At 68.4% G+C, this 23617-nt stretch carries 20 protein-coding genes and 1 other RNA gene; 6 read left to right on the plus strand and 15 right to left on the minus strand.

All coding sequences use genetic code 11. The annotated features are described in order from the left end of the window. Positions 1–22 precede the first annotated feature (22 nt). The 11 genes from ACIQRL_RS06650 to ACIQRL_RS06700 form a co-directional block, all read right to left on the minus strand. On the minus strand, positions 23–679 hold the full coding sequence (locus ACIQRL_RS06650; protein WP_401327794.1) for a hypothetical protein: 657 nt from the start codon (positions 677–679) through the stop codon (positions 23–25). 282 nt (positions 680–961) lie between these two features. Further along, the gene (locus ACIQRL_RS06655) at positions 962–1654 is read right to left on the minus strand and encodes a hypothetical protein (protein WP_401327797.1); all 693 of its coding nucleotides are present in this window, start codon (positions 1652–1654) and stop codon (positions 962–964) included. Positions 1655–1673: 19 nt separating this feature from the next. Further along, on the minus strand, positions 1674–2189 hold the full coding sequence (locus ACIQRL_RS06660) for a hypothetical protein (RefSeq protein ID WP_401327800.1): 516 nt from the start codon (positions 2187–2189) through the stop codon (positions 1674–1676). A 198-nt stretch (positions 2190–2387) separates the two neighbouring features. Then, positions 2388–3728: a hypothetical protein gene (locus ACIQRL_RS06665; protein WP_401327802.1), complete on the minus strand. Its 1341-nt coding sequence runs from the start codon at positions 3726–3728 to the stop codon at positions 2388–2390. Further along, on the minus strand, positions 3725–4042 hold the full coding sequence (locus tag ACIQRL_RS06670) for a hypothetical protein (protein ID WP_401327805.1): 318 nt from the start codon (positions 4040–4042) through the stop codon (positions 3725–3727). The genes ACIQRL_RS06665 and ACIQRL_RS06670 overlap by 4 nt, the downstream gene beginning before the upstream one ends. Before the next feature lie 44 nt (positions 4043–4086). Beyond that, a complete protein-coding gene (locus ACIQRL_RS06675) occupies positions 4087–5058 on the minus strand; it encodes a hypothetical protein (RefSeq protein WP_401327808.1) in 972 nt (323 codons plus the stop codon). Positions 5059–5126: 68 nt separating this feature from the next. Next, the gene (locus tag ACIQRL_RS06680; protein WP_401327811.1) at positions 5127–5783 is read right to left on the minus strand and encodes a hypothetical protein; all 657 of its coding nucleotides are present in this window, start codon (positions 5781–5783) and stop codon (positions 5127–5129) included. 345 nt (positions 5784–6128) lie between these two features. Beyond that, positions 6129–7511, minus strand: coding sequence for an acyltransferase family protein (locus ACIQRL_RS06685; RefSeq protein WP_401327812.1), 1383 nt, complete (start codon positions 7509–7511; stop codon positions 6129–6131). Beyond that, positions 7508–9742, minus strand: a complete 2235-nt coding sequence (locus tag ACIQRL_RS06690; RefSeq protein ID WP_401328155.1) for a glycosyltransferase — start codon at positions 9740–9742, stop codon at positions 7508–7510. Before ACIQRL_RS06690 ends, ACIQRL_RS06685 begins: the two co-directional genes overlap by 4 nt. Positions 9743–9851: 109 nt before the next feature. Beyond that, entirely contained in the window at positions 9852–10901 is a 1050-nt protein-coding gene (locus ACIQRL_RS06695) for a hypothetical protein (protein WP_401327815.1), read from the minus strand. Positions 10902–11211: 310 nt separating this feature from the next. Beyond that, positions 11212–12204: a LysR family transcriptional regulator gene (locus tag ACIQRL_RS06700; RefSeq protein ID WP_401327818.1), complete on the minus strand. Its 993-nt coding sequence runs from the start codon at positions 12202–12204 to the stop codon at positions 11212–11214. Positions 12205–12287: 83 nt separating this feature from the next. On the opposite strand from ACIQRL_RS06700, the gene ACIQRL_RS06705 reads away from it, so the two are divergent. The 6 genes from ACIQRL_RS06705 to ACIQRL_RS06730 all read left to right on the plus strand — a co-directional run bounded on the left by ACIQRL_RS06705 (position 12288) and on the right by ACIQRL_RS06730 (position 20191). Beyond that, positions 12288–13547: an MFS transporter gene (locus ACIQRL_RS06705; protein ID WP_401327821.1), complete on the plus strand. Its 1260-nt coding sequence runs from the start codon at positions 12288–12290 to the stop codon at positions 13545–13547. Positions 13548–13757: 210 nt separating this feature from the next. Beyond that, on the plus strand, positions 13758–15053 hold the full coding sequence (locus ACIQRL_RS06710; protein ID WP_401327823.1) for an ABC transporter substrate-binding protein: 1296 nt from the start codon (positions 13758–13760) through the stop codon (positions 15051–15053). Next, on the plus strand, positions 15050–16018 hold the full coding sequence (locus tag ACIQRL_RS06715; RefSeq protein WP_401327826.1) for a carbohydrate ABC transporter permease: 969 nt from the start codon (positions 15050–15052) through the stop codon (positions 16016–16018). The genes ACIQRL_RS06710 and ACIQRL_RS06715 overlap by 4 nt, the downstream gene beginning before the upstream one ends. After that, positions 16015–16836: a carbohydrate ABC transporter permease gene (locus ACIQRL_RS06720; RefSeq protein ID WP_401327829.1), complete on the plus strand. Its 822-nt coding sequence runs from the start codon at positions 16015–16017 to the stop codon at positions 16834–16836. Before ACIQRL_RS06715 ends, ACIQRL_RS06720 begins: the two co-directional genes overlap by 4 nt. A gap of 11 nt (positions 16837–16847) precedes the next feature. Then, complete coding sequence (gene yicI, locus ACIQRL_RS06725) at positions 16848–19178, plus strand: alpha-xylosidase (protein ID WP_401327832.1); 2331 nt, start codon at positions 16848–16850, stop codon at positions 19176–19178. Continuing rightward, complete coding sequence (locus tag ACIQRL_RS06730) at positions 19178–20191, plus strand: LacI family DNA-binding transcriptional regulator (protein ID WP_401327835.1); 1014 nt, start codon at positions 19178–19180, stop codon at positions 20189–20191. The genes yicI and ACIQRL_RS06730 overlap by 1 nt, the downstream gene beginning before the upstream one ends. A gap of 72 nt (positions 20192–20263) precedes the next feature. Here ACIQRL_RS06730 and ssrA read toward each other — a convergent pair. The 4 genes from ssrA to ftsX all read right to left on the minus strand — a co-directional run bounded on the left by ssrA (position 20264) and on the right by ftsX (position 23607). Next, positions 20264–20652: a transfer-messenger RNA gene (ssrA, locus tag ACIQRL_RS06735) on the minus strand. Positions 20653–20825: 173 nt separating this feature from the next. Then, on the minus strand, positions 20826–21371 hold the full coding sequence (smpB, locus tag ACIQRL_RS06740; RefSeq protein ID WP_401327838.1) for an SsrA-binding protein SmpB: 546 nt from the start codon (positions 21369–21371) through the stop codon (positions 20826–20828). A gap of 81 nt (positions 21372–21452) precedes the next feature. Next, positions 21453–22619 carry a S41 family peptidase gene (locus ACIQRL_RS06745; protein ID WP_401327841.1) on the minus strand — a complete coding sequence of 389 codons (1167 nt, stop codon included), beginning with the start codon at positions 22617–22619 and terminating at the stop codon, positions 21453–21455. Positions 22620–22686: 67 nt separating this feature from the next. After that, positions 22687–23607, minus strand: a complete 921-nt coding sequence (gene ftsX, locus ACIQRL_RS06750) for a permease-like cell division protein FtsX (protein WP_355848705.1) — start codon at positions 23605–23607, stop codon at positions 22687–22689. Positions 23608–23617: the final 10 nt, after the last annotated feature.

The following is a 23617-nucleotide window of genomic DNA, read 5'->3' on the forward strand; positions in this document are numbered from 1 at the left end:
GCGGTACGAACCGCATTCCTCGCTACGGCTGACACTGAGCCGCCCCCCTTGTGGAGATGATCTGCGATGTCTGCCACACACCTTCGGAGCTCTTGTCCAAGCGGGTGTTGTAAAGGACATAGCTGTTCTTGGTGACGGGCGTCTTGTTGATCTTTCCTGTCTTCTTGTCCTTGCTGTAGCCCTTGCTCTCGTCCGCGCAGAACGTGAGCAAAGCCGATGTTTTGTTCTTGAGGGTCACGGTCCGGTCGTAGTACCGCGCCTCACCGGTGAGCGTGGAGCCCGCGTCCTTGAACTGTTGGACCCAGGTCACCGCGGCTTCGAGAGCCTTGCCCGTGTTGTAGTACCCGAGCGCCTCACCCTTGGGATCAGTCCCGGTGATCGCTGCGTCAACAGCTCGCATGTTCTCGGCGCTGTCGGCGAGAACGGCGTCCTTGACGGAGTCGCCGGTCTTCGATCCCTCGAAAGTCAGAGTCAGGTCCGACGGCAACTCGATCTTCGGTCGCCCCGCGGATTGCGTAGCGCTCGGGCCAGGCGCGGCCGACGTCGGGCTCCCCGTGTCCGCGCCCGCGATCTTGTCGTTGGCCTTCGGCTTGTCGCCAGCCCCGCCGCACGCGGTCAAAAGCAGCGCGGCTGTCGCTCCGGCAGCGGCTGTGGCAAGCAGGCGGGGACGGCGGTTCACGGCGGACTCCTGTGCAGCGTGGGGGGCGAAAGGGCAGCAACACGCTATCGGGGGCCCGTGTAACGACACCAGCGCGAATGGTGCCAAGCGAGTAACAGACGATGGGCATAGAGGCCCTTAGTGTGACCAACTGACCGCCGATAGACATCGATCGAGTGAGGGTGAACGGCAAGACGGTTCACCGAGTTGGCGTCAGCAAAGATGTCAGCCGCGTCGCCGCCCCACCGGACCGACCGTCACTTCCTCGGCACTCAGGCCCTGTTGGCCTGCCCGCTTCAACCATCACGGCGCCTCGGAACGAGCCGGGACCAACGGATTGTCGAAGGTGACCAGAGCCGCGATGTGGCGGAGGATCGCACGGTACTGCTCACGGCGTCCGACAGCCGTCGTGCTCAGCGTCAACACGGCCAGCCGCTTGCAGTCCGGATGCGGCAGGTGGGCGCGGAACTGGACCAGCGGCGTCTGCGGAAGACAGTCGGCGGCTCTGGGGGTATGGACGGTTTCGCTGAACGTGGCAGGCCCACAGGGAAGTTCGACGTATTCGATGCGCGCCTGCGCGTCGAGACCGCTGACCGCCCGTGCGGCCGTCACGGCCCGCGGTGACACCGCCGTCGCCCGCCAGGAGACGGTGAAGAACGACAACAGCGGCCGGCCGATACTGCTCGCGGCCGCCTCATCGACGTCATCGCGGTGCAATCCGATCGAGCAATGAACCGTTCCGGCTTCTCTCAGCGCACCGAGCAGTTGCTGCCCCTGCGTGAACTGGGCGATGAACTGCTGTCGGGCCACCTCATCGGGAGCCGCCTGGAGAAGGGGCGCGAGGGCGGTGCGGAGATCATCCGCACCTGAAGAATCAGGTGCGGGGAGCAGGGCGTCGAGGGGTACAGCGGTGAAGCCCGCGGGTTCCGCGAACCAGACATCGGCGTCGGGGTCTTCGGCCGATTCCGCAACGGCGAAGTGGGGGGCGGCGGTCATCGTGTCCTGCCGGAGCGATTCAGTGGGCACGCGGGTGCGGGTGCACCGCGTCGGGAACATGAGCGCCGGAACGGCGGGCCCGTTCGAGGGCCGCAGGGCTCGCGTTCCAGTCGGTCGGTTCGATACCCCGGCGGCCCGTGGCCGTGCGCTGATAGAGCAGATGCAGCCTCTTGGGCGCCTCGCCCTTACGGCTGGCGGCCGCGATGACCGCGATGAAACGGGGATCACCGGCGAACCAGAGCGGTTCGATCTGCGCCTTCAGCTCCGGTTTCGTACGAGCGGTCCCGAAGCGCCGCATCCACCAGAAGGTCCGCATGCCGGAAAGAAAGAGCAGAGGGATCTGCTCCTCCGGCGCCTCAGGATTGGGCAACTCCAGCCACATCTCGTCCTCTTGCACCTGCGGATGCTTGTTCCGGCCTCGGGGAACACCGGTGAGAAGTTGCCAGGGGTACTGCCAGAGGACGCGCTGGATGTAGATGGAGGGGCGAATGTAGGCGAGCTGGAGGACGGCTCGGAAGGCTGAATAGAGAAGCACAGGAATGAATAGGTAGGCGTATCCCGGGCTCAGAAACGAGACAAGTACTCCTAGCGAGCCGATCCAGACCGTGGTCCAACCCATCAGTCGCGCAACAATCATGACCATGTGTTGCATCCAAGCCCGTCGGGTCGGTGGATGATCCCAAGCAGTCGGGTACTCGGTCGGGTGCATGCGGTGAGAGTCTCCTACTCGGGGCTAGAAGATGTGACGGACAACATCGACAAGGGCGCCGCCGTCAAGACCCAGTCGTAGTCCATCAATGCCCGCCAAAGAGCCGTCTTTAATTCCGTCATCGTCGGCATCCACGGCGGTCATGACCAAACCGAAGCCCGCCGTGGTCACACCGACCGAAGCTGACGTGACCTCGACGGCTTTGGTGATCTGGGCTGCTCGAGCACCTCGAATCGTGAAGCCGAGCAATGAGTTGTCCAGGTCGGAGATAGCTGCCGCGTGTTCCATCGTCCTGCCGCCGAACTCGGCCACGCGTTGGCCGATTGGGAGAGCCTCGCCCGCTTCGCCGGTAGCCCTCAGTGCGGCTGCCACGCCCTTGCCAGCGGCACCAAGGCCAGGCAGCGCACCCAGGACATCGCCCCCGACGGTGACGAAGTTGCTCCAGAAATCCGTGTCGAGCTCACCTTTGGTGAAGCCGTCTTTGAGCGATGCCCACACGGTTGGATCCTGGGTGATCCGGACCGACAACGACGTCGCGCTCAAGGCCGCAGCGGCAAGCAGCAGTGCCGCGGCAACCGTCCCGCCTGACACGACAAACAACGCCACCAGGCCGATCACCGCTGCCACCGTGCTCAAGATGTCCGGCAGATTCTCGGTGAGCCAATCGAGTGCTGAGTCGAACCAGCCCGGCTGGTGGGGAGCCAGTTTCCTCGTGGCGTCGCGGATCTTGCCCGCTCGATGCCGGGCCCGGTGCTCGTGTTCGTCCGCGAGTTCGCGCGCCTTGGCGCGGATCCTGCGGAGCGCGTCCTCGGCATCCTCCACCGCCGTGTTCGCCTTGGTCAGTGCCTTGCGCGCCGCGTCGTGCCCGGCGCCCTTCCCGTCCAGGTCAGGGCTGTCACCCGCCTTCGTGGCGTGGCCCTTCGCCCGGTCCACTGCGGCCTGTGCTTCCTTCGCGTCCTGTTCGAGTCGCCTCGCCCGCAGCTGGAAGTCGTCGAGTTCGCCCTCCCAGCGGCCGAGTTGTCCGGCCGCCTTACGAATGGAGTGGGCCGCGTTCTTCAGGTTCAGGGGAAGCGGGCCACCGTCCAGTTGCTCGCGGAAGGCGACGGCCGCGTCGCCCTTCCAATAGCTGCCGTCCATCAGCTTGGTGACAAGCTCATGCGTCTCTTCGAGGACCTTCGCGCATCCCGTGAGCTTCTTGCGCAGGCCTCTCACGGTCTCCGTACTGCCCGGCACCGGATTGAACCCGAGATGTGGGTGGTCGGGGTTGGGGGTGTGCGGGGCCGACTTGAGACCCTGCGGCTTGTCGCGGTCGGCGAGGGACCGTGGATCGAGCGCCGCTCCTGTGTCCTGGGGCCGGTACGTCACCTCGTACCGCCGCCCCTGCCGTTCCCGGCCTTCTTCAGGGCTTGTTCCAGGGCCTGGTCCACCTCGCGGTAGGAGTCCCTGCTCTTCCTGATGATCTTGGCCAGGTTCTCGGTCTGCTCACCGATCTGGTCGGCTCCGTACTTCCAGTGGTCCTGGAAGTCCTCGCAGGCACCGTCGAGATCGTCCGTGCCCAGACCGCTGACGCCGGCATCCTCCAACGCCCTGCGCAGGCCTTTCAACGACTCGGTCGACGCCTTGAGCATCCTCATGAAGTGCGACAGCTCATCGCCGTCGACGGCCAACCGCTCCGCCACGCCCTGTGCCTCTTCCGGATCTCGGTGAGTCCGGAAGGCCGGACTCAGCGGTTGATGGACTGGATCTCTTGCACGACGACGTCCTGGTCGGCCCCGAAGGTGCCGTCCGGCAGATCCCGCGGTACGGCCACACCGGTGCCCGTCCAGTGGATCTTCCAGGTGATCGTCGCCCGCAACTTGTACGAGCCGTCGCCCGAGGAACGCAGATACTTCACCCCGCACGGAGGCGTCTGCTTCGCCTTGCCCTTCGCGAACGCCTCACCGATGTGATGACCGGATATCTCGCACACACCCGACGCCGGATACGTCTCCGCATCCGCCGTACCCGGCTCGATCCTCAGCGACCGCGGCTCCGCCGTCGTGGTCGCCGTCACACCGAGCAACGGCACCGACGCCGTCACCGACACCGGCTTGAACTTCGCCGTGTCCAGCCACGCCCACGTCGGCAGATTCACCTTCGTCGTCCCAGCAGGAGCCAAGTCCACCTTCGTCGACGGCACACGAATCTCCGCATACGCAAGCTGCGCCAACACCTGCGGAGTGACCGCCTGCGGAATATTCGCCGGCGGGGCCGCACCCGTATCGACCCAGAAGATCGGCTCGTTGCAGTCCAACGCACCCGGGTCACCCTCACGGCCCTTGGTGACGTACGCGTCCCACCAATAGCCCTTGCCGGCCTTGGCCTTGTTGAAATCCTTGGCCACACCGCCGTTCACGTACCTGTTCCGCTGCTCCAGGTCCCACTGAGGACCCGTCGATTCCGCACTCCAGATCGGCTCCAGATAGGCCTGCAGCTTATCCGGCGTGTACTTCGGTGCGTAATAACACGCTGGCGGAGTCCAATTACCCGACGCAGCCGTCACCGCCCCGGCAGACCCACCCGACCCGTTCTTCGAAAGATCAAAAACAACAGCACCCGCCGTCGCAGACAGGTTGCCCTTGCCGTCCGAGTCACCAGACGCTTTGCCCCTGGGCTGAGTCGTCTGAGCTCCGCCGCCGATCTTGTTGTCGGCCATGGCTGGCGCGGCACCCAGGCAGATCGCACCGATCAGCGCGGAGGAGACCAGTACTCGTGAACCGGTGCTCAGGGCTGGCACTTTGCGTTCCCCCTCTGGGAAAGAAGCTTCTCAATGACCCAGACACCCTTTTCATTCTTGTGCAACTGGGTGTTGTAGAGCACGTAACTGTTCTTCGTGACGGCTGTTTTGTCGACCCTCTTCGGCTTCAGGTACATGTCGTAAGCCTTGCCCTGGTCCTCGCAGTACACGAGCGACGCACTGCCCGAGTCCTTCACGTCCACTGCCGCGTCGTAGTAGCGATAGGCACCAGTCGTACGAGCCTTAGCCTTGACGTATGCCGCGATGAACTTCTGGGTTTCCGCGGCGGCTTCGCCCTCGTAGTAGAAGAGATATGCCTTGTCGAGGGCGTCCTGGTTGACGATAGCCATATCAACAGCCTTGATGGACTGCTCGCTGTCGTTCAGCACCGCATCCTTGTCCTTGTCGCCCGTCTTGGGCCACTCAAAGGTGTACGTGAGATCCGACGGCAACTCGATCTTCGGTCGCACCGCGGATTGCGTAGCGCTCGGGCCCGGCGCAGCCGACGTCGGGCTCCCCGTGTCCGCGCCCGCGATCTTGTCGTTGGCCTTCGGCTTGTCGCCGCCTCCGCCGCACGCGGTCAAAATCAGCGCGGCTGTCGCTCCGGCAGCGGCTGTGGCAAGCAGGCGGGGACGGCGGTTCACGGCGGACTCCTGTGCGGCGTGGGGGGCGAAAGGGCAGCAACACGCTATCGGGGGCCCGTGCGACGACACCAGAAAGAATGGCGCCAAGCGGGTAACAGGAGCTGGATATAGAGGTCCATACCGTGACCAACTGGCCGCCGAGAACCTTCGATTGAGTGACGTCGAGGGACGGGCGCGCCGCCGAGTAGGCCGCGCCGCAGAACCCCGGACCCGCGAAATGCCTTCAGCCCGGAAGCGCACCGGACCGAAGAGTGCCCTCAACACGGAAGCCGCGCCGGACCGAAGAGTGCCTCAACACGGAGGCCGCCCCCGGTCCCGGGAGCGGCCTCCGTGTTCAGTGTTCGGTCAGGCCTTTCCCCGACGCCCTCGGGCCGCGCGGCCGTTGGACTTCTTGCCGGCGGCGCCGTTCGGCCAGAGGCGGGGGCTTCGCTTGGCGGCGATGTCCTCGATCCAGCCGAAGGCCAGGATGACCAGGCCGATCAGCGGCCACACCAGGACGAACATCCAGAGCATGTACGTGGTGTCGAGGGCCGACACGGCGCGGTCGCTCTGCATGAAGGGGAGGTTGTAGGCCTGGTCGAGGATCGGGACCGTGGCCATGATGAGCATGTTGTGCCAGAGGTAGATCGTGACCGCGCGGTTGTTGGACAGCGTGATCAGCTTGTCCCACTTGGCGAGGCGGCCCGGCAGTTGCTGCCAGGACGGGCTGTACTGCAGCAGGATCACCACGAAACCGAAGGACCACATCGCGTCGGCGAGCGGGATGTCGTTCAAGTCCCAGCCGTCGGGGCCCAGATGGCCCGAGGCCCACCACAGGGCGAAGGCCATCATCAGGCTCGAGCAGGAGATGGCGATGTAGCGCGGGACCTTCGCGAGCATGCCCTCGTGGTGGGCGAAACCCAGGACCCAACAGCCGCCGTAGACGGCGAAGTCGGTGATGGCGTTGCCCGTTTCGCCGGGGATGGTGACCAGCCCGGTGCCGACCACCGCCGTCAGGGCGAGGGGAGCCAGCAGGGTCGCCCACGGAACGCGGCGGAACGCCCACAGCAGGAGCGGGGACGCGACCACGAACCACAGGTAGGCGCGCAGGTACCAGAGCACGCCCGCGCCCTGCACCGCCCAGTCGCTCTCCAGCAGGCCCGACTGGGAGCCGAGGTGCCAGGGGAACGGCGGGGCGCCGATCGGGACGATGTAGTCGAGCAGTTCGATCGGGCCCCACGTGCTGCCGAGGTCCGGGTCCTTCGCGGGGTTCCAGCCGCCCACGAACATCATGGTCAGCGCCACGGCGCTGAAGGCCCAGAGCGGGGGCAGCAGACGCCTCAGGCGTCCCCGGATCACGCTCAGCGGCGGCCGGCTCAGCGAGCGCGCCATCAGGGAGCCCGCCAGCGCGAACATCACGCCCATGGAGGGGAAGAGGACCGTCAGCCACGCCCAGCCGAACAGGTGGTACACGACCACACGGACCAGGGCTATGGAGCGGAGCAGGTCCAGGTAGCGGTCACGGCCGCCGGAGCGGCGCGGAGCGGCCTGCCGCCCCGGCTCCGACGCGGGTGTCGTGTCCGGCGCCGGGGCCGGATCCTGGCGCGGCGCCGCGTCGGGACCGTTCTCCGGCTGGGGGCGCAGCCAGTCGTCCGCGGGTGCTCCCGGGTACGGACGCGGATGCGGGACCTCCGCCTTCGGGGTGCCCAGCGGCGGAGTCGCCCCCACCGGGTACTCGTGCGTGGTCATCCGACCGGCCTCCGTTCGTTCCCGCTGTCTGACATCCGCGGCTGCGGGACCGAACCCGGCGCCCCCACGACGCCCGTGCGGCGCAGCTTCTGCCAGCGCAGCCGGCCGCCGGTGAGCGCGGTGATCCAGGACTGCAGCAGGACGACGTACATCAACTGCCGGTAGAGGATCTGCTGGAGGGGGAGCGAGATCAGATGGGTCATGCGTTCCTTGTCCAGGCGGAACGCGTACGCGGCGCACACCGCCTGGATGGCGAGGACGCCGAGCCAGGCGATGACCGTCTTCTGGGTGGGGCCGAAGACGACGCCGTACAGGAGGAAGACGTCGATCAGGGGCGCGAGGAGCGGGGCCAGGACCATGAAAAGGGACACGAGAGGCAGGCCGACCCGGCCGAAGCGGCCCGACGGACCCCGTTCGAGCAGGGCCCCGCGGTGCTTCCAGATCGCCTGCATGGTGCCGTACGACCAGCGGTAGCGCTGCGACCAGAGCTGCTGGACGGACTCCGGGGCCTCTGTCCAGGCCCGCGCCCGCTCGGCGTAGACGACGCGCCAGCCGTCGCGGTGGAGGGCCATCGTGATGTCGGTGTCCTCGGCGAGCGTGTCGTCGCTCATGCCGCCGACGCGCTCCAGGGCCGAGCGGCGGAAGGCTCCCACCGCGCCCGGGATCGTCGGCATGCAGCCCAGGATGTCGTACATGCGACGGTCCAGGTTGAAGCCCATCACGTACTCGATGTGCTGCCAGGAGCCGATGAGGGAGTCGCGGTTGCCGACCTTGGCGTTGCCCGCGACCGCTCCGACGCGGCGGTCGGCGAAGGGCTGGACGAGTTCGCGGACGGTCGCGGGTTCGAAGACCGTGTCGCCGTCCATCATCACGATGATGTCGTGACTGGCGTTCGCCAGGCCCCTGTTGAGGGCGGCGGGCTTGCCGGCGTTGAGCTGGCGCACGACGCGGACGTTCGGCAGGTGCAGGTCCTCGACGATGCGCGCGGTGCCGTCGCTCGATCCGTCGTCGATGACGACGATCTCGATGGGGTGCTCGCTCGCCATGAGGGAGTTCACGGTGTTCTCGATGCACTTGGCCTCGTTGTACGCCGGGACCAGCACCGACACCGTCTCGGTGACCGGTACCGGGCCCCAGCGGAAGCCCTCGCGGCGAACCCGGCGGGCGTGCAGGACGGAGAGGAGGAGCATCATGCCGAAGCGGGTGAACACCAGCACGCCGATGACCGCGATGCAGACGATCAGGACATTGGTGATCTGCTCCGCGGCCTGGACCAGGAAGATCCAGGCCTTGCCCTTCCACAGGTCGAGGCCCTTCACCGGGGTGTGCGCGCTGGGCGCGTTGAGCGCCTCGGTGAGGTTCTCGAAGTCGTAGCCCTGCTTCTGCAGTTCGGGCACGAACTTGTCCAGCGCCTGCACGGTCTGGTGGCGGTCGCCGCCCGAGTCGTGCATGAGGACGATGGCGCCCTTGCCGCCCTTGGGCGTGGCCCGGCGGATGATCTCGTCGACGCCCGGCTTCTGCCAGTCCTCACTGTCGGTGTTGTTGACGACGGTGATGTAGCCGCGGGTGCCGACGTACTGCGTCACCGGCCAGGACTTGTTGTCCATGGCGTCGGCGAACGAGGAATACGGGGGGCGGAAGAGCGAGGTGCGGATGCCCGCGGCGCCCTCCAGTGCGAGCTGGCTCTGGGACAGCTCCCAGTCGATACGGCTCTTGGACTGGTACGACAGGTCGGGGTGGTTGAAGGTGTGCAGGCCGACCTCGTGGCCCTCCCGCACCATGCGCGCGACGAGGTCCGGGTAGCGCGAGGCCATCGTGCCGGTGACGAAGAAGACCGCGTGGGCGTGGTGCGCCTTGAGGACGTCCAGGACCTTGGGGGTCCACTCGGGGTCCGGGCCGTCGTCGAACGTGAGGACGAGACGGTGGTCCGGGACGCTCAGACTGGTCGTACGGCCGCTGCGGGTGTCGATGACCGGGCCGCCGTCGAGGATCTTCTCCGGCACCTTGTCGGTGGCCGCCTCGGGCTGGATGCGGTGGTCGGCGAGGATCTCGCTGTGCACGTAACCGCGCAGCATCAGCATCGCCATCAGGGCGAGCAGGATGGTCGTGGGCAGCAGGAAGCGCATGGGCAGGCGGCGGCGCCGGGCGTTGCGGTCCTGCCGCTGGGCGGTACTCGGGTCGCGCCCCGGCGCGCTGGGCGCAGGACCGTGACGGCTGGTGCGGGACATCAGAGGTGGTTCTCCGGGGGCGAGTGGGAGAGGGAGTACGGGGAACCGACGAGGCTCGGCTGCCTGGACTCCCCGGGGTTCTGCCCGGCGGATGTCCGCCGGAGAAGGCCGCTCATTGGGTGCCGGCCCCTACTCCGGTGGCGCCTCCGGGGCCCGTGGACTCCGTGGGAGTGGGCGCGCTCGAGGTGGTCGCCGTGGGGGAGGCCGGGGGCTGACTGACCGTCGAGGACGACGGCTTGGGGTCGGGGTCCGGGTTCTTGGTGACGACGCCGGGGTTCGGCTTCTTGGTCGCCGATGCGCTGGGCTTGGGGTCGCTGGACGCGCCCGGGGCGCTGGCCGTGGCCGAGGCTCCCGGCCTGAAGGTCGAGCCGGATGACGGCGTCGTGCCGTCGGCGGCCGTCGCCACGGCGCCGGGTGCGATGGCACCGCCCGTGCCCGACGGGTTCACCGACTGCGTGGGCAGCGGGGAGGTGTCGACCCGGCCGGCGGGCTGGTCCTCCTCCTGGCCCGGCACCGGGAGCCAGGGTGCGTTCGAGTTGCCCGACAGGAGCGTGGCGACGATCACGACGGCGTAGACCGCGCAGGCCACGGCGACGAGCATGCCGAGGCGGCGGTAGCGCCGGCTGCGGCGGCCCGACGCGTCGACGAAGACGGGGCCGTCGGAGGTCTCCGGGTTCGCCGGGGCGTCCTTGGCCTGCTGGACCAGCCAGTCCTCCAGGCGGGGGCCCGCACTGTCGAGTTGGATGGTGACCTCGTGCGGGTCGTGGCCCTTCGCCGGTCCGTCGGTGTGCTCCCACGAAGGGGGCACCGAAGGCGCGAGGTCCGGCGTGGACCCGGGGAGCAGCTCGGTCTCCGGCGCGTCGTTGAAGTAGGGCCGCGTCTCCGTCGTACGGGCGGCGGGCGCAGCCGCCTTCACCGAGCGCTCGGCACCGAACCACGCGCCGGACTCGCGCTCGGACGGCGAACTCGCCTCGGGCCAACGGCCGGAGAACGTGTCGGACCGGCGGCCGGGGAAGGCGTCGGATCCACGGGCGGGGAACGCGTCGGTCTCCGTCGCGCGACCGACGAGCAGTTCGGTCTCCGGCTCCGGGGTTCGCTCGGGACGTCCGCCGGCTGCTCGCTCGGCGCGTTCCCCACGCTCAGGACTGATGCCAACTCCCATATTCGGCCACGAAACGGTTCTGCCGGACCCTGGTCCGTCCACCGGATCCTCGGCTCCTCGCCCGGGCGACGGATCGACTCGACGCCCGTCCCGCTGATCGATATCCCGCCCAGCGGGTTGGGCGTCTTTCCGCCAGTTCTCAACGCGCACGTGCATCCCCCCACGGGACTGTTCACGGGTGCGGGACGACTCCGGGCAAGTACTGACTATGTCGTCCGGACCGAGCCCCACCCGGTCTGAGCGCCCCCCAATATCACACCGCGCCCGGACGAAGAATGTAGCGCATGGGTGGGACTCGTGTGATTACGTCTCATGTACGGTTCATGAAAATGGGGGCATCAGTGGCTGGAATCCACCCTTCCCGGGGGGTCAGGAGCCACTTTTCTTCGCTCGCGAGTTCGGCAGCGGCTCGCTTGAGCGCATCGATCCCCGGATGAACAAGTCCCTTGCGCCACACGAGTGACACCGGTGACAGGGGAACGGGGTCGACCAGGGGCCTCGACACCGTCCCGGGCATGGCCGGAAACTCCACCACGGCGAGGACGGGATTCCGCCGCTTCGCCATGATCCGCTGGAATTCCTCGGCTCCGATCGCCACCGGTGTGGGTGACGCGAGTTGGATCCCCCGTCCCTCGAAGAGGTGACGCGCCAGGTCGGTCCACTCCAGCGTCCGGGGGTTTCCTGCTCCCGCGTACACGGTCTCCCCCGCGAGCGCGGCCAGCGGCACGACGTCCAGCGCGGCGAGGTGATGGTCGTCGGGCAGGACGACGGCCATCGGCTCGTAGCGCACGATCCGCTGCTCCAACCGGGCCCGCACGGCGGGGTCGAGTCCCGCGAAGCGGCCGAACGACACGTCCAGACGACCGGCCAGCAGGTCCGCCGCCGCTCCGGTGAGCCCGCTCTCGTAGCGGGCCATCAGTTCGCTGTCGGGGGCCAGGTCGCGGGCCCGGTCGAGGATGCGGCTGGAGACCAGGCCGGGGGAGTTGACATCGACGAGCAGCGGTCGCTCCTCGCCGCCGTGCCGTACGAAGGCGTCCCGCAGCGCGTCGTGCGCCTCCAACACCCGGCGCGCGTACGGCAGCAGCCGCTCGGCGTCCGGCGTCGGTGTCACCTGCCGGGTCGTCCGTACGAACAGGTCCGTCCCGAGCTCCCGCTCCAGCCGGCGGATGTCCCGGCTCAGGGACTGCTGGGCGACATACATCCGGGCGGCGGCACGGGTGAAGTGCAACTCCTCGGCGACGGCGAGGAACGCGCGCAGCAGTCGGAGATCCAGATGACCGGGAAGGGGGCGTTGACCAGGCATCACGCGAACCTACAACCCAGGTGCGTCAATCGCGACGGAGCAGGTGTTGGACCGCATCCGGGGTGCCGGGCGACGGTTCACCCATGTCACCGCTCACCCCGTACCGCCGCCTCTTCGCGCTGCCCGGCACCCGCGCCTTCACCCTCGGCAACCTCGTCGCACGGCTGCCCATGGGCATGTTCAGCGTCAGCGCGGTCATCATGATCGCGGGTTCGCGGGGCTCGTACGCGCTCGCCGGCGCCGTCACGGCCACGGGTCTCGCGGCGACGGCGGTGGTCGCCCCCTGGACCGCGCGGCTCGTCGACCGGCACGGGCAGGCCCGGGTGGCCGTGCCCGCCACGGCCTTCGCGCTGCTCGGCGGGATCGGGCTGGTGGTGTGCGTGCGCTTCGGCGCCCCCGACTGGACCCTCTTCGCCGCGTACGCCGCCACCGCCACGACCCCCAACACGGGCGGGATGTCCCGCGCGCGGTGGGCGCACCTGCTCAAGGGTGACGCGGCGTCGCTGCACACCGCGAACTCCTTCGAGCAGGCCGTGGACGAGCTGTGCTTCATGCTGGGCCCGGTGCTCGCGGCCCTTCTGTGCGGGACGGTCTCCCCGGAGGCGGGCACGCTCGTGGGGTGCGCGCTGCTGATGACGGGCGTACTGCTCTTCACCGCACAGCGTTCGACGCAGCCGCCGCCCCGGCCGGCGGTGACGTCGGCGTCGCCCGTGCTGGCGCCCGGGATGCCTCCGGTGCTCCTCTCCTTCCTCGCCACCGGAGCGGTGTTCGGCGCGATGGAGGTGGTGACGATCGCGTTCGCGGACCAGCAGGGACACCGGTCCGCCGCGGGCGCGGTACTCGCCCTGCAGGCGGCGGGATCGTGCGTGACGGGGCTGCTCTACGGAGCCGTCACGGGGAGCACCCCCTCCTCCGGCTCCGCGCTTCCCGTGCGGCGGTATGTGCTGTGCGTCGGAGCCATGGCGGTGCTGCTGACGCTGCCCCTCCTCGCCGTCCGGCTCACCGGTTCGCTCCCGGTTCTGGCGGGTGCGCTGCTCGTGGCCGGCATGGCGACGGCTCCGACCATGGTCACCGGTATGACGCTGGTCCAGCGGCGCACGCCCGAGGGCCGGCTGAACGAGGGCATGACTCTCGCGGTGACCGGACTGCTGGGCGGGATCGCCGGCGGCTCGGCGGCCGGCGGATGGGTGGTGGAGCACGTCTCCCCGGCCGCGGGGTACACGGTGCCGGTCGCGGCGGCGACGGTCGCGTTCGGCATAGCCGCGCTGGGCGCGAGAACGAGGACGAGGACGGTCCGGCGCCGGGGGCGACACCTTGGGATCCACCCGGCGAACACCCCGTAGTCCGACCGGGCGGACACCCCACCGGGGACCCGCCGAGCCCCCGCCGTCCGACCCGTCGAACCCCTGCCCCAATTCCGGCGCACCCCATTGACGGGTCCACGGCCCCCACATACCTTCCCCCGTCGAAGCGCTTCGACAGCAGGCGTCGAATCGGTTCGACGAAGGATGCGTGACGGCCCGATACCCATCCAACTCCTCTGGAGGCAGTGGATGTTGACGACACGAACGCGCGGGGCGGCGGCGGTGGCGGTCGCCTTGGCGGGCGCCCTGCTGGCGACGTCCTGCGGTGGCTCGGACAGCGGTTCCTCCGACGGCAAGACACTGAAGCTGTGGCACTACGAAGGGCCGGACAGCGCGATGGGGGTGGCCTGGAAGGAGGCCATCAAGGAGTTCGAAGCGCAACACCCGGGCGTCAAGGTGAAGTTCGAGGAGAAGGGCTTCGAGCAGATCCAGAAGACGGCGCCCATGGTCCTCAACTCGAACGATGCCCCCGACATCATGGAGTACAACAAGGGCAACGCGACCGCCGGACTCCTGTCCAAGCAGGGGCTCCTCACCGACCTCACCGCCGAGGCGGCCAAGCACGGCTGGGGCAAGAAGATCAGCGGCGGGGTGCGGACCATCAGCCAGTACGACACCAACGGGGTCATGGGCTCCGGCAAGTGGTACGGCGTACCCGACTACGCCGAGTACACGATGGTGTTCTACAACAAGGACCTCTTCAAGAAGTACGGCATCGCCCAGCCCACCACCCTGGCCGAACTCACCTCCGCGATGGACAAGTTCGTCGCGAAGGGCATCACCCCGCTGGCCAACGCGGGCGCCGAGTACATGGCCCAGCAGTACCTCTACCAACTCGCCCTGTCCAAGGCCGACCGCTCCTGGGTCGACACGTACGAGCTCTACAAGGGCAAGGCCGACTTCCACGACGCCGCCTGGACGTACGCCGCGACCACGTTCGCCGACTGGGTGAAGAAGGGCTACATCGGCAAGAAGTCCAGCGGTCTCAAGGCCGAGGACGCGGGTGTCTCCTTCATCCAGGGCAAGAGCCCGATCCTGTTCTCCGGCAGCTGGTGGTACGGCCGCTTCAAGACGGAGAACAAATTCGACTGGGGCACCTTCCTGTGGCCCGAGAGCAATCTGACCCTCGGCTCGGGCGGCAACATCTGGGTCGTCCCCAAGGGCGCGAAGAACAAGGAGCTCGCCTACGACTTCATCGACATCACCCTGTCGAAGAAGATCCAGAACCTGCTGGGCAACAAGGGCGGCGTCCCGGTGGCCGCCGACCCCGCGGCCATCACCGATCCCCAGGCCAAGTCACTGATCGGCGACTTCAACACCCTCTCCGGGAAGGACGGGCTCGCCTTCTATCCCGACTGGCCCGTCGCCGGCTTCTACGACGTCCTCGTCTCGGAGACCCAGAAGCTGATCACCGGCAGCGAGAACACGGACGCCTACCTGTCCGCGCTGCAGAAGGCGTACGACCAGGGCGTACCGAAGACATGACGGTCGCCGTCGAGCGGGGCGGCCGGGTCGCCCGCGGCCACCACGGCGCCACGCGGCGCCCGCGCCGTCCCCGCACCTCCTACGCCCTGTTCCTGCTGCCCGGGTTCGCCGCCTTCCTCGTGGTCGTCGTCGTCCCGTTCCTGATGAACACCGGTGTGAGCTTCACCGACTGGCAGGGGGTCGGCAGTCCCACCTGGTCGGGGCTCGCCAACTACCGCGCGCTGATGGACGATTCCGAGTTCTGGGCGTCCTTCCGGCACAGCCTGTTCATGGTCGTCGCGATGGCCGTCGTACCGACCGCTCTCGGACTCGTCCTCGCCGCCGCCCTGTTCGACTTCGTCGCCAAGCACTTCGGGACGCGGACCGCGGCCGTGCTCCGCGCCTGCTTCTACCTCCCTCAGGTCCTGCCGATCGCCGTCGCCGGCATCGTGTGGAGCTGGATCCTCGCGCCCGACAACGGCTCGCTCAACGAACTGCTGAAGGCCGTCGGTCTCGGTTCCTGGCAGCAGGACTGGCTGGGTGACCCCGACCTCGCGCTCTACAGCGTCATGGGCGTGATGGTGTGGGTGCAGATCGGCTTCCCGCTGGTCGTCTTCATGGCGGGGCTGCAACGGGTGGACCCGCAGCTGTACGAAGCCGCCGAGCTGGACGGAGCGGGCTGGTGGCGGCGCTTCTGGCACATCACGCTGCCGCAGATCCGCCCGGAGATCTCGGTCGTCCTCCTGTGGTGCACGATCGCCGCGCTGAAGGTGTTCGGGGCGGTCTACGTCCTGACGAAGGGCGGTCCGGGCGGCGCGACCGACGTGCCGTCGTACTTCTCCTTCACGACCTTCTTCGAGAAGACCCAGGTCGGCTACGGCGCCGCGATCTCCACCGTCCTGACCGTGATCATCCTGGCGTTGGCGGTGATCGGGCTGAGGTTCCAGACACGGGCCGAGGACGCCGAGGAAGGGGGCCTCGGATGACAGCCCTGCGTCGCTACCCGGTTCTCGTGGCCCTCGTCATCGGCGCGCTGTTCATGGTGCTGCCCTTCGCCGTCGTCGCCGTCAACGCGGTCAAGTCGCCCGCCGAGTACTCCGCGCACGGGCCGCTCAGCCTTCCGCACGGCCTCTACCTCGACGGCATCGAGGACTTCTGGCAGCGCGTCGACTTCGGGCAAAAGCTCCTCAACTCGGTGCTGATCTCCGGCTCGGTCGCCGTCGGGGCCGCCGTCCTGTCGGTCCTGAACGCCTACGCGATCGGCATCGGCCGGATCAGGGGCCGCACCTGGGTGCTCGCCTTCTTCGTCCTCGCGAACACACTGCCGCAGGAGGCGCTGGTCTACCCGGTCTACTACCTGAGCAAGCAGGCCGGCCTCTACGACACCAGGCTCAGCGTGATCATCGTGTTCACGGTGATCCAGGCGGCGTTCGGCACCTATCTCCTCTCCGCCGTCCTCGGGCGGTTCCCGCGCGAGATCATCGACGCGGCACGGATCGACGGCGCGAACCAGTGGCAGGTGCTGTGGCGGATCGTCGTCCCGGTGAGCCGCCCCACGATCGGCGTGCTCCTCGTCTTCTTCTTCATCTGGACGTGGAACGAGTTCCTGCTGCCGCTGGTCATGCTGATCTCCAACGACAACCAGACGGTGTCGGTGGCCCTCGGCGTCCTCCAGGGCCAGCGTCTGATGGACGCCACGATGACGAACGCGGCCGCCCTGCTGGGTGTACTGCCCGCCATCGTCTTCTTCCTCGTCTTCCAGCGGACCCTGACCCGCGGCATCGCCGTGGGCGCAGTCAAGTAGGGGGTACGGCAGTGAAGTTCACGGACGGCTACTGGCTGCTGCGCGAGGGTGTCACCGCGGCCCATCCGGTCGAGGTCCTCGATGTGACCTCGGGTCCCGACGGCCTGGAGATCCACGCGCCGACACAGCCCATCCGGCACCGCGGCGACCTGCTGAAGGGACCGGTCGTGACGATCAGCGCCCACGCGCCGATGCCCGACGTCATCGGTGTCACGTTCACCCACTTCCAGGGCGAGGAGCCGCGGGGGCCCCGGTTCGAGCTGCGCGGAACCGGGTTCACACCGCTCGCGGAGTACGACGACAGCCACGCGACCCTCACCTCGGGCGCCCTGTCGGTCCGGGTCTCCCGCACCGCCCCCTGGCACATCGACTTCCTCGCGCACGGCCGCGTCCTCACCAGCAGCGGCCCCAAGGGCATGGGCATCATGCGCGACGCGGACGGCGCCCACTATCTGCGCGAGCAACTGAACCTCGGCGTCGGCACGCAGGTCTTCGGTCTCGGCGAGCGGTTCGGGCCGCTCGTCAAGAACGGCCAGGTCGTGGACATGTGGAACGCGGACGGCGGGACGGCCACCGAACAGGCCTACAAGAACGTGCCGTTCTATCTGACGGACGCGGGCTACGGCGTCTTCGTCGACCACCCGGGCCGGGTCTCCTTCGAGGTCGGTTCGGAGGCGGTCTCCCGGGTCCAGTTCAGTGCCGAGACGCAGCAGTTGACGTACTACGTCATCCACGGCCCGAGCCCGAAGGACATCCTGCGCACGTACACGGCACTGACCGGGCGTCCGGCCCTGCCGCCCGCGTGGTCCTTCGGCCTGTGGCTGTCGACGTCCTTCACCACCTCCTACGACGAGGACACCGTCACCTCCTTCATCGACGGCATGCGGGAGCGCGAACTCCCGCTGTCCGTCTTCCACTTCGACTGCTTCTGGATGCGCGAGTTCAACTGGTGCGACTTCCGGTGGGATCCACGGGTCTTCCCCGATCCGGAGGGCATGCTGGCGCGGCTGAAGGACAAGGGGCTGCGGATCTGCGTCTGGATCAACCCGTACATCGCGCAGCGCTCACCGCTGTTCGACGAGGGGCGGGCCCTCGGACATCTGCTCAGACGGCCCGACGGAAGTGTCTGGCAGTGGGACCTGTGGCAGCCGGGCATGGCGCTGGTCGACTTCACCAGCCCGGCCGCCCGGGACTGGTACGCGGCGAAGCTGGAAGCGCTGCTCGAACAGGGCGTCGACTGCTTCAAGACCGACTTCGGCGAGCGGGTCCCGGTGGACGTGGCGTACGCGGACGGCGCCGACCCGGAGCGGATGCACAACTACTACACGTACCTCTACAACCAGACCGTGTTCGATGTGCTCCGCAAACACCGAGGGGAGCACGAGGCCGTGGTGTTCGCCCGCTCGGCGACCACGGGCAGCCAGCAGTTCCCGGTGCACTGGGGCGGCGACTGCGAGGCGACGTACGCGTCGATGGCCGAGTCGCTGCGCGGCGGGCTCAGCCTCGGCATGTCGGGGTTCGGGTTCTGGAGCCATGACATCGGCGGCTTCGAGGGGACACCGACGCCGGCGCTGTTCAAGCGGTGGATCGCCTTCGGGCTGCTGTCCTCGCACAGCAGGCTGCACGGCTCGTCCTCGTACCGCGTGCCCTGGCTGTTCGACGAGGAGGCCGTGGACGTCCTGCGGCTGTTCACCCGGCTGAAGCTCGGCCTCATGCCGTATCTGTACGAGGCCGCCCGCACCGCCCACGCGGAGGGGGTGCCGATGATGCGGGCGATGGTCCTGGAGTTCCCGGACGATCCGGGGTGCGCGCATCTGGAGCGGCAGTACATGCTCGGCCCGGATCTGCTGGTCGCGCCCGTGTTCAGCGACGAGGGGGACGTCTCGTACTACGTGCCCGAGGGCACGTGGACCCCCTACCTCGGCGGGCCGCCGGTGACGGGACCGCGCTGGGTGCGCGAGCGGCACGGCTTCGGAAGCGTGCCACTGCTCGTGCGGCCGGGCGCGGTGATCCCGGTGGGGGCGGTGGACGACCGCCCCGACTACGACCACGCCGACGGGGTCACCCTGCGCGTGTACGGCCTGAAGCGGGGCGCCCGGGTGACGGTGCCGGTCGGCGGCGTGACCTTCACCGTCGTACGCGAGGGGGACACCGTGCGCGCGTCCTGCGGCGATCCGTCCGCGCCCTGGGGGCTGGCCGCGGACGGTCGCGAGGTACGGGCCCGTACCGGGACCGGCTTCCTCTCCCTTGAGCTGGAGTCCGATGAGCTGAGGTCCGATGAGCTGAGGTCCGATGAGCTGAGGTCCGATGAGCTGAGGTCCGATGAGCTGGAGTCCGAGTGATGGTCAAGATCACCGATGTGGCACGGCACGCCGGGGTCTCCCCCAGCACCGTCTCGTACGCGCTGAGCGGCAAGCGGCCGATCTCCGAGGCGACCCGGCAGCGGGTCGCGGAGAGCATCCGCCGGCTCGGCTACCGCCCGCACGCCGGGGCCAGGGCGCTCGCGAGCAGCCGGTCGAACGTCCTCGCGCTGGTCGTCCCGCTGCGGGCGGGCATCCATGTGCCGGTGGTGATGCAGTTCGCGGTGTCGGTGGTGACGGCGGCACGGCGGCACGACCATGACGTCCTGCTGCTCACCCAGGAGGAGGGCGAGGACGGGCTGCGCCGGGTCGCGGACACCGCGCTGGTGGACGCGCTGATCGTGATGGACGTCCAGCTCCACGATCCCCGGCTGCCGTTGCTGCGCGCGCTGGACCGGCCGTCGGTGCTCATCGGCTTCCCGGCCGCCGCCGACGGGCTCACCTGCATCGACCTGGACTTCAAAGCGGCCGGTGAGCTGTGCGTGGAGCGGCTCGCGGGGCTCGGGCACCGGGTCGTCGCGCTGGTCGGTTCGCCGCCGGAGGTGTATGTCCGGGGCACGGCGTTCGCGCAGCGGGTGGTGCAGGGGTTCACGGCCGCCGCCGACCGGAACCGGCTCGCCTCGTCCGTCCACCCCTGCGAGGCCTCGCCCGCCGCCGCCCGCCGGATCGCCGAGCAACTGCTGCGCGAACAGCCCGCGTTGACCGGGGTCGTGGTCCACAACGAACCCGTCCTGGAGCCGCTGATCGACGCCTTCGAACAGCTCGGCCTGCGGGTCCCGGCGGACCTGTCCGTCACCGCCATCTGCCCGGACGAACTCGCCGAGAACCTGCGCGTCCCGGTCACCTCCATCGCCATCCCGTCGGCGGAAGTGGGGGCGCGGGCGGTGGAGTTGCTGATGAACAAACTGAACGGCACACCCGCCACCGAGGCGACCCTGCTCACGCCCCGGATGACGGAGCGCGCGAGTACGGCGCCGCGCACGCTGAACGCTTGAGGAGCCATGGCCCTCCGGGCATGACACAGGCCCCGCCGCTCGAAAGCGACGGGGCCTGTGCCCACATGGGATGAGTGGAGATGGCGGGAATCGAACCCGCGTCCAACGGTGCAAAATCAGGGCTTCTCCGTGTGCAGTTCGCTGTGATTTTCTCAGCCCCGGCAATCACGCGAACAAGTCGCCGACGGGCTCAGTCACTGTTTGATTTCCCAGCGAACCCCGTGACCGGGCTCGATGGTTTAGTCCCCTAGATTATGCCAGGATCCGGGTCGGGAACACTCCCGGGCTGACACCCATTAAGGGTCCTTCACTCACTGCTTATTAGGCAGCGAGGGCGAAGGACTGGGAATCGCTCTTGGAATTGGCGATTATTTTTTGCGACATATGGTTAACGAGATCATTGCCGCTTCCTCGACACGCTTCCCCTGCTTCAACAGCCGCTGTCGAAACCGATCATCCCCATGTTGATTTTTCAAAGCTCGGCCCCTCCGGGGAGGAACCCCGCACCCGCTGTGAGGTGCAGTGCCATCGTACGTGACCAACGCACGACGGTGCCAGCCTATTCCAGTGAGCCCGCTCCGCCCGCCACGCCGCCCGGCCGGGCGGCCGACCGCTCGGCGCGCTGCGCGCCACGTTACTCGCCGCGCTGCTTCCGCTTGGCCGTCGCGATCGCGCGGTCCGACTCGCGCCGGTCCTGCTTCTCGCGCAGGGTCTGCCGCTTGTCGTACTCCTTCTTGCCGCGGGCGAGCGCGATCTCCGCCTTCGCCCGGCCGTCCTTGAAGTACAGGGCGAGCGGCACGATCGTGTGACCCGTCTCCTGGGTCTTCGCCTCCAGCTTGTCGATCTCCTCGCGGTGCAGGAGGAGCTTGCGCTTGCGGCGCACCGTGTGGTTGGTCCAGGTGCCCTGGCTGTACTCCGGGATGTGGGCGTTGTGCAGCCACGCCTCGTTCCCGTCGATCTGGACGAAGCCGTCGGTCAGCGAGGCGCGCCCCTGGCGGAGCGACTTCACCTCGGTGCCGGTCAGGACGAGCCCGGCCTCGTAGGTGTCGACGATCGCGTAGTCGTGCCGCGCCTTCTTGTTCTGCGCGACGATCTTGCGCTTGCCGTCCTTGGCCTTGCCGGAGCCCTGGCCGCCCTGCTTGGGCTGGGACTCCTTCGGTACGTACATTCCCTTGCTCATAGTGCTGGCCATTTTCGCACTACAGGGGGGCTCGGGGGAAAGCCGATTACCGTGCCCGCGGTCCAGGGGTCACGACGGAGGTCACGAAGGGTCTCCCAAGCCGCTCAGCACGGTCTCGGCCCGCGCCAGCGACTCCTTGTCCGCCTCCAGGTCGGGGGTGATGCCCCGGCCGTCGACGGAGCGCCCCGAGGGGGTGCGGTAGTGCCCGACGGTCAGCTCGGCGACGGAGCCGTCGGGCAGCCGGCTCGGCATCTGGACCGATCCCTTGCCGAAGGTCCTGGACCCCACGACGACCGCGCGCCCGCGGTCCTGGAGGGCACCGGTGAGCAGCTCGGCCGCGCTCATCGTGCCGCCGTCGACGAGCGCGACCAGGGGTCTGGTGGTGTCGCCGCCCGAGTCCGCGTGCAGGGCGCGCTGCGCGCCGTTCACGTCGTACGTGGCGACGAGACCGCCGTCGAGGAAGACGGAGGCGGTGGTGACGGCCTCGGTGACCAGACCGCCCGAGTTGCCGCGCAGGTCGAGGACGATCCCGGCCCGGCTCGGGGCCCGGCCGACCGCTGCCCGTACGGCGTCGCCCACGCCCTTGGTGAAGGCGTCGACCTTGATCAGGGTGACACCGCCGGGAAGCCCGCTGACGGTCACGGAGTCCGTGGAGAGCCTGGCGCGGCGCAGGGTCCGGCTCCACGACTGCGTGCCGCGCTCCAGGCCGAGGGAGACCTTCGTGCCGGCGGTCGCGTCGTCCGCGTCGCCGCGCAGTAACGAGACCACCTCGGTGACCGGCCGGCCGTCCACCTTCGCGCCGTCGACGGTGCGCAACCGGTCGCCCTTGCGGATGCCCGCGGCGGCGGCGGGCGAGCCGGCGCTGACGCGGGTGACCTCGATGCGTCCGTCGCGCTCGCGGCGGGCCCACAGGCCGACGCCGGTGTACTGGCCGTCCAGGGCTTCCTCGAACTCCTGGTACTCGCCCTGGGAGTAGACGGCGCCCCAGCGGTCTCCGCTGCGGCTGACGGCGCGTTCGGCGGCCTCCATGGGGGACTTGCCGTCGGCCATCGCCTCGGCCGCTGCCTCGGCGACCGCGTCGTGGTGGCGTGCCGCCGCCGAACCGGGCGTGCGGGACGGCGTCTTCCGGGCGGGGTCGGAGAACGATCCGGTCGCCGCACCGGCGACGAGGACACTCGCGAACACCAATGTCAGGGCCGCCCCGCGGCGGATGCGGCGGGGCTCGCAGAACAGGTCACGGCCTGACATGCCGGTGAGTCTAGGACAACACGAAGGGCCGCACCGCCGGTTGACGGTACGGCCCTCTTGGGATGCGTCACACCTTCAGGTACTTGCGCAACGCGAAGAACGCGGCCACTGCGGGCATCAGAAGGCTCGTCGCGAGGATGAGCGGGAGCTTGGTCAACACGGCGTCCCAGCCGATGAAGTTGATCAGGTTGAGCTTGTGGGACAGGTCCAGACCGTGGTCGATGATGAAGTACCGGGCGATCAGCAGGAAGCCGCAGGCGACACCGCCGCCGATGAGTCCGGCGACCGAGGCCTCCGCGATGAACGGCGCCTGGATGTAGAACCCGGAGGCGCCGACGAGCCGCATGATGCCCGTCTCGCGCCGCCGGCTGAACGCCGAGACGCGGACGGTGTTGACGATCAGCATCAGCGCGACGACGAGCATCATCGCCATCACCGCGCGCGCGGCCCAGTTCATGCCGTTGAGGAGCCCGAACAGGTTGTCCAGGATGCCCTTCTGGTCCTGCACGGACTGCACACCGTCACGGCCGTCGAAGGCGGTCGCGATGACCTGGTACTTCTCCGGGTCCTTCAGCTTGATCCGGTACGACTCCTGCATCTGGTCCGGCGTGAGGGAGCTGGCCAGCGGGGAGTCGCCGAACTGCTCCTTGTAGTGCTTGTACGCCTGGTCCGAGGACTCGTAGGTGACCTTCTGGACGACCGTGGACATCTTGTCCAGGTCGGCGACGATCTGCTTCTTCTGGTCACTGGTCACCGCGCCCTTGGCGCAGTGCGGGTCGGACTCGGCGTCGCTCTTGTTGCAGAGGAAGATCGAGACGTTGACCTTGTCGTACCAGTAGCCCTTCATGGTGTTCACCTGGTCGCTCATCAGGAGCGAGCCGCCGAACAGGGCGAGCGAGAGGGCGACCGAGACGACGACCGCGAAGGTCATGGTCAGGTTGCGGCGGAGACCGACACCGATCTCCGACAGAACGAACTGCGCGCGCATGGCGTCTTCC

The organism is Streptomyces sp. NPDC091209 (genome assembly GCF_044757755.1).
In the GTDB taxonomy this organism is placed as follows: Bacteria; Actinomycetota; Actinomycetes; order Streptomycetales; family Streptomycetaceae; genus Streptomyces.

Coding starts and splice junctions, on each gene's coding strand:
- ftsX (WP_355848705.1), bottom strand. CDS start 23,607: ATGCGCGCGCAGTTCGTTCTGTCGGAGATCGGTGTCGGTCTCCGCCGC.
- ACIQRL_RS06720 (WP_401327829.1), top strand. CDS start 16,015: ATGACAGCCCTGCGTCGCTACCCGGTTCTCGTGGCCCTCGTCATCGGC.
- ACIQRL_RS06695 (WP_401327815.1), bottom strand. CDS start 10,901: ATGGGAGTTGGCATCAGTCCTGAGCGTGGGGAACGCGCCGAGCGAGCA.
- ACIQRL_RS06700 (WP_401327818.1), bottom strand. CDS start 12,204: ATGCCTGGTCAACGCCCCCTTCCCGGTCATCTGGATCTCCGACTGCTG.
- ACIQRL_RS06705 (WP_401327821.1), top strand. CDS start 12,288: ATGTCACCGCTCACCCCGTACCGCCGCCTCTTCGCGCTGCCCGGCACC.
- ACIQRL_RS06730 (WP_401327835.1), top strand. CDS start 19,178: ATGGTCAAGATCACCGATGTGGCACGGCACGCCGGGGTCTCCCCCAGC.
- ACIQRL_RS06715 (WP_401327826.1), top strand. CDS start 15,050: ATGACGGTCGCCGTCGAGCGGGGCGGCCGGGTCGCCCGCGGCCACCAC.
- smpB (WP_401327838.1), bottom strand. CDS start 21,371: ATGAGCAAGGGAATGTACGTACCGAAGGAGTCCCAGCCCAAGCAGGGC.
- ACIQRL_RS06745 (WP_401327841.1), bottom strand. CDS start 22,619: ATGTCAGGCCGTGACCTGTTCTGCGAGCCCCGCCGCATCCGCCGCGGG.
- ACIQRL_RS06655 (WP_401327797.1), bottom strand. CDS start 1,654: ATGACCGCCGCCCCCCACTTCGCCGTTGCGGAATCGGCCGAAGACCCC.
- ACIQRL_RS06675 (WP_401327808.1), bottom strand. CDS start 5,058: ATGGCCGACAACAAGATCGGCGGCGGAGCTCAGACGACTCAGCCCAGG.
- ACIQRL_RS06710 (WP_401327823.1), top strand. CDS start 13,758: ATGTTGACGACACGAACGCGCGGGGCGGCGGCGGTGGCGGTCGCCTTG.
- ACIQRL_RS06685 (WP_401327812.1), bottom strand. CDS start 7,511: ATGACCACGCACGAGTACCCGGTGGGGGCGACTCCGCCGCTGGGCACC.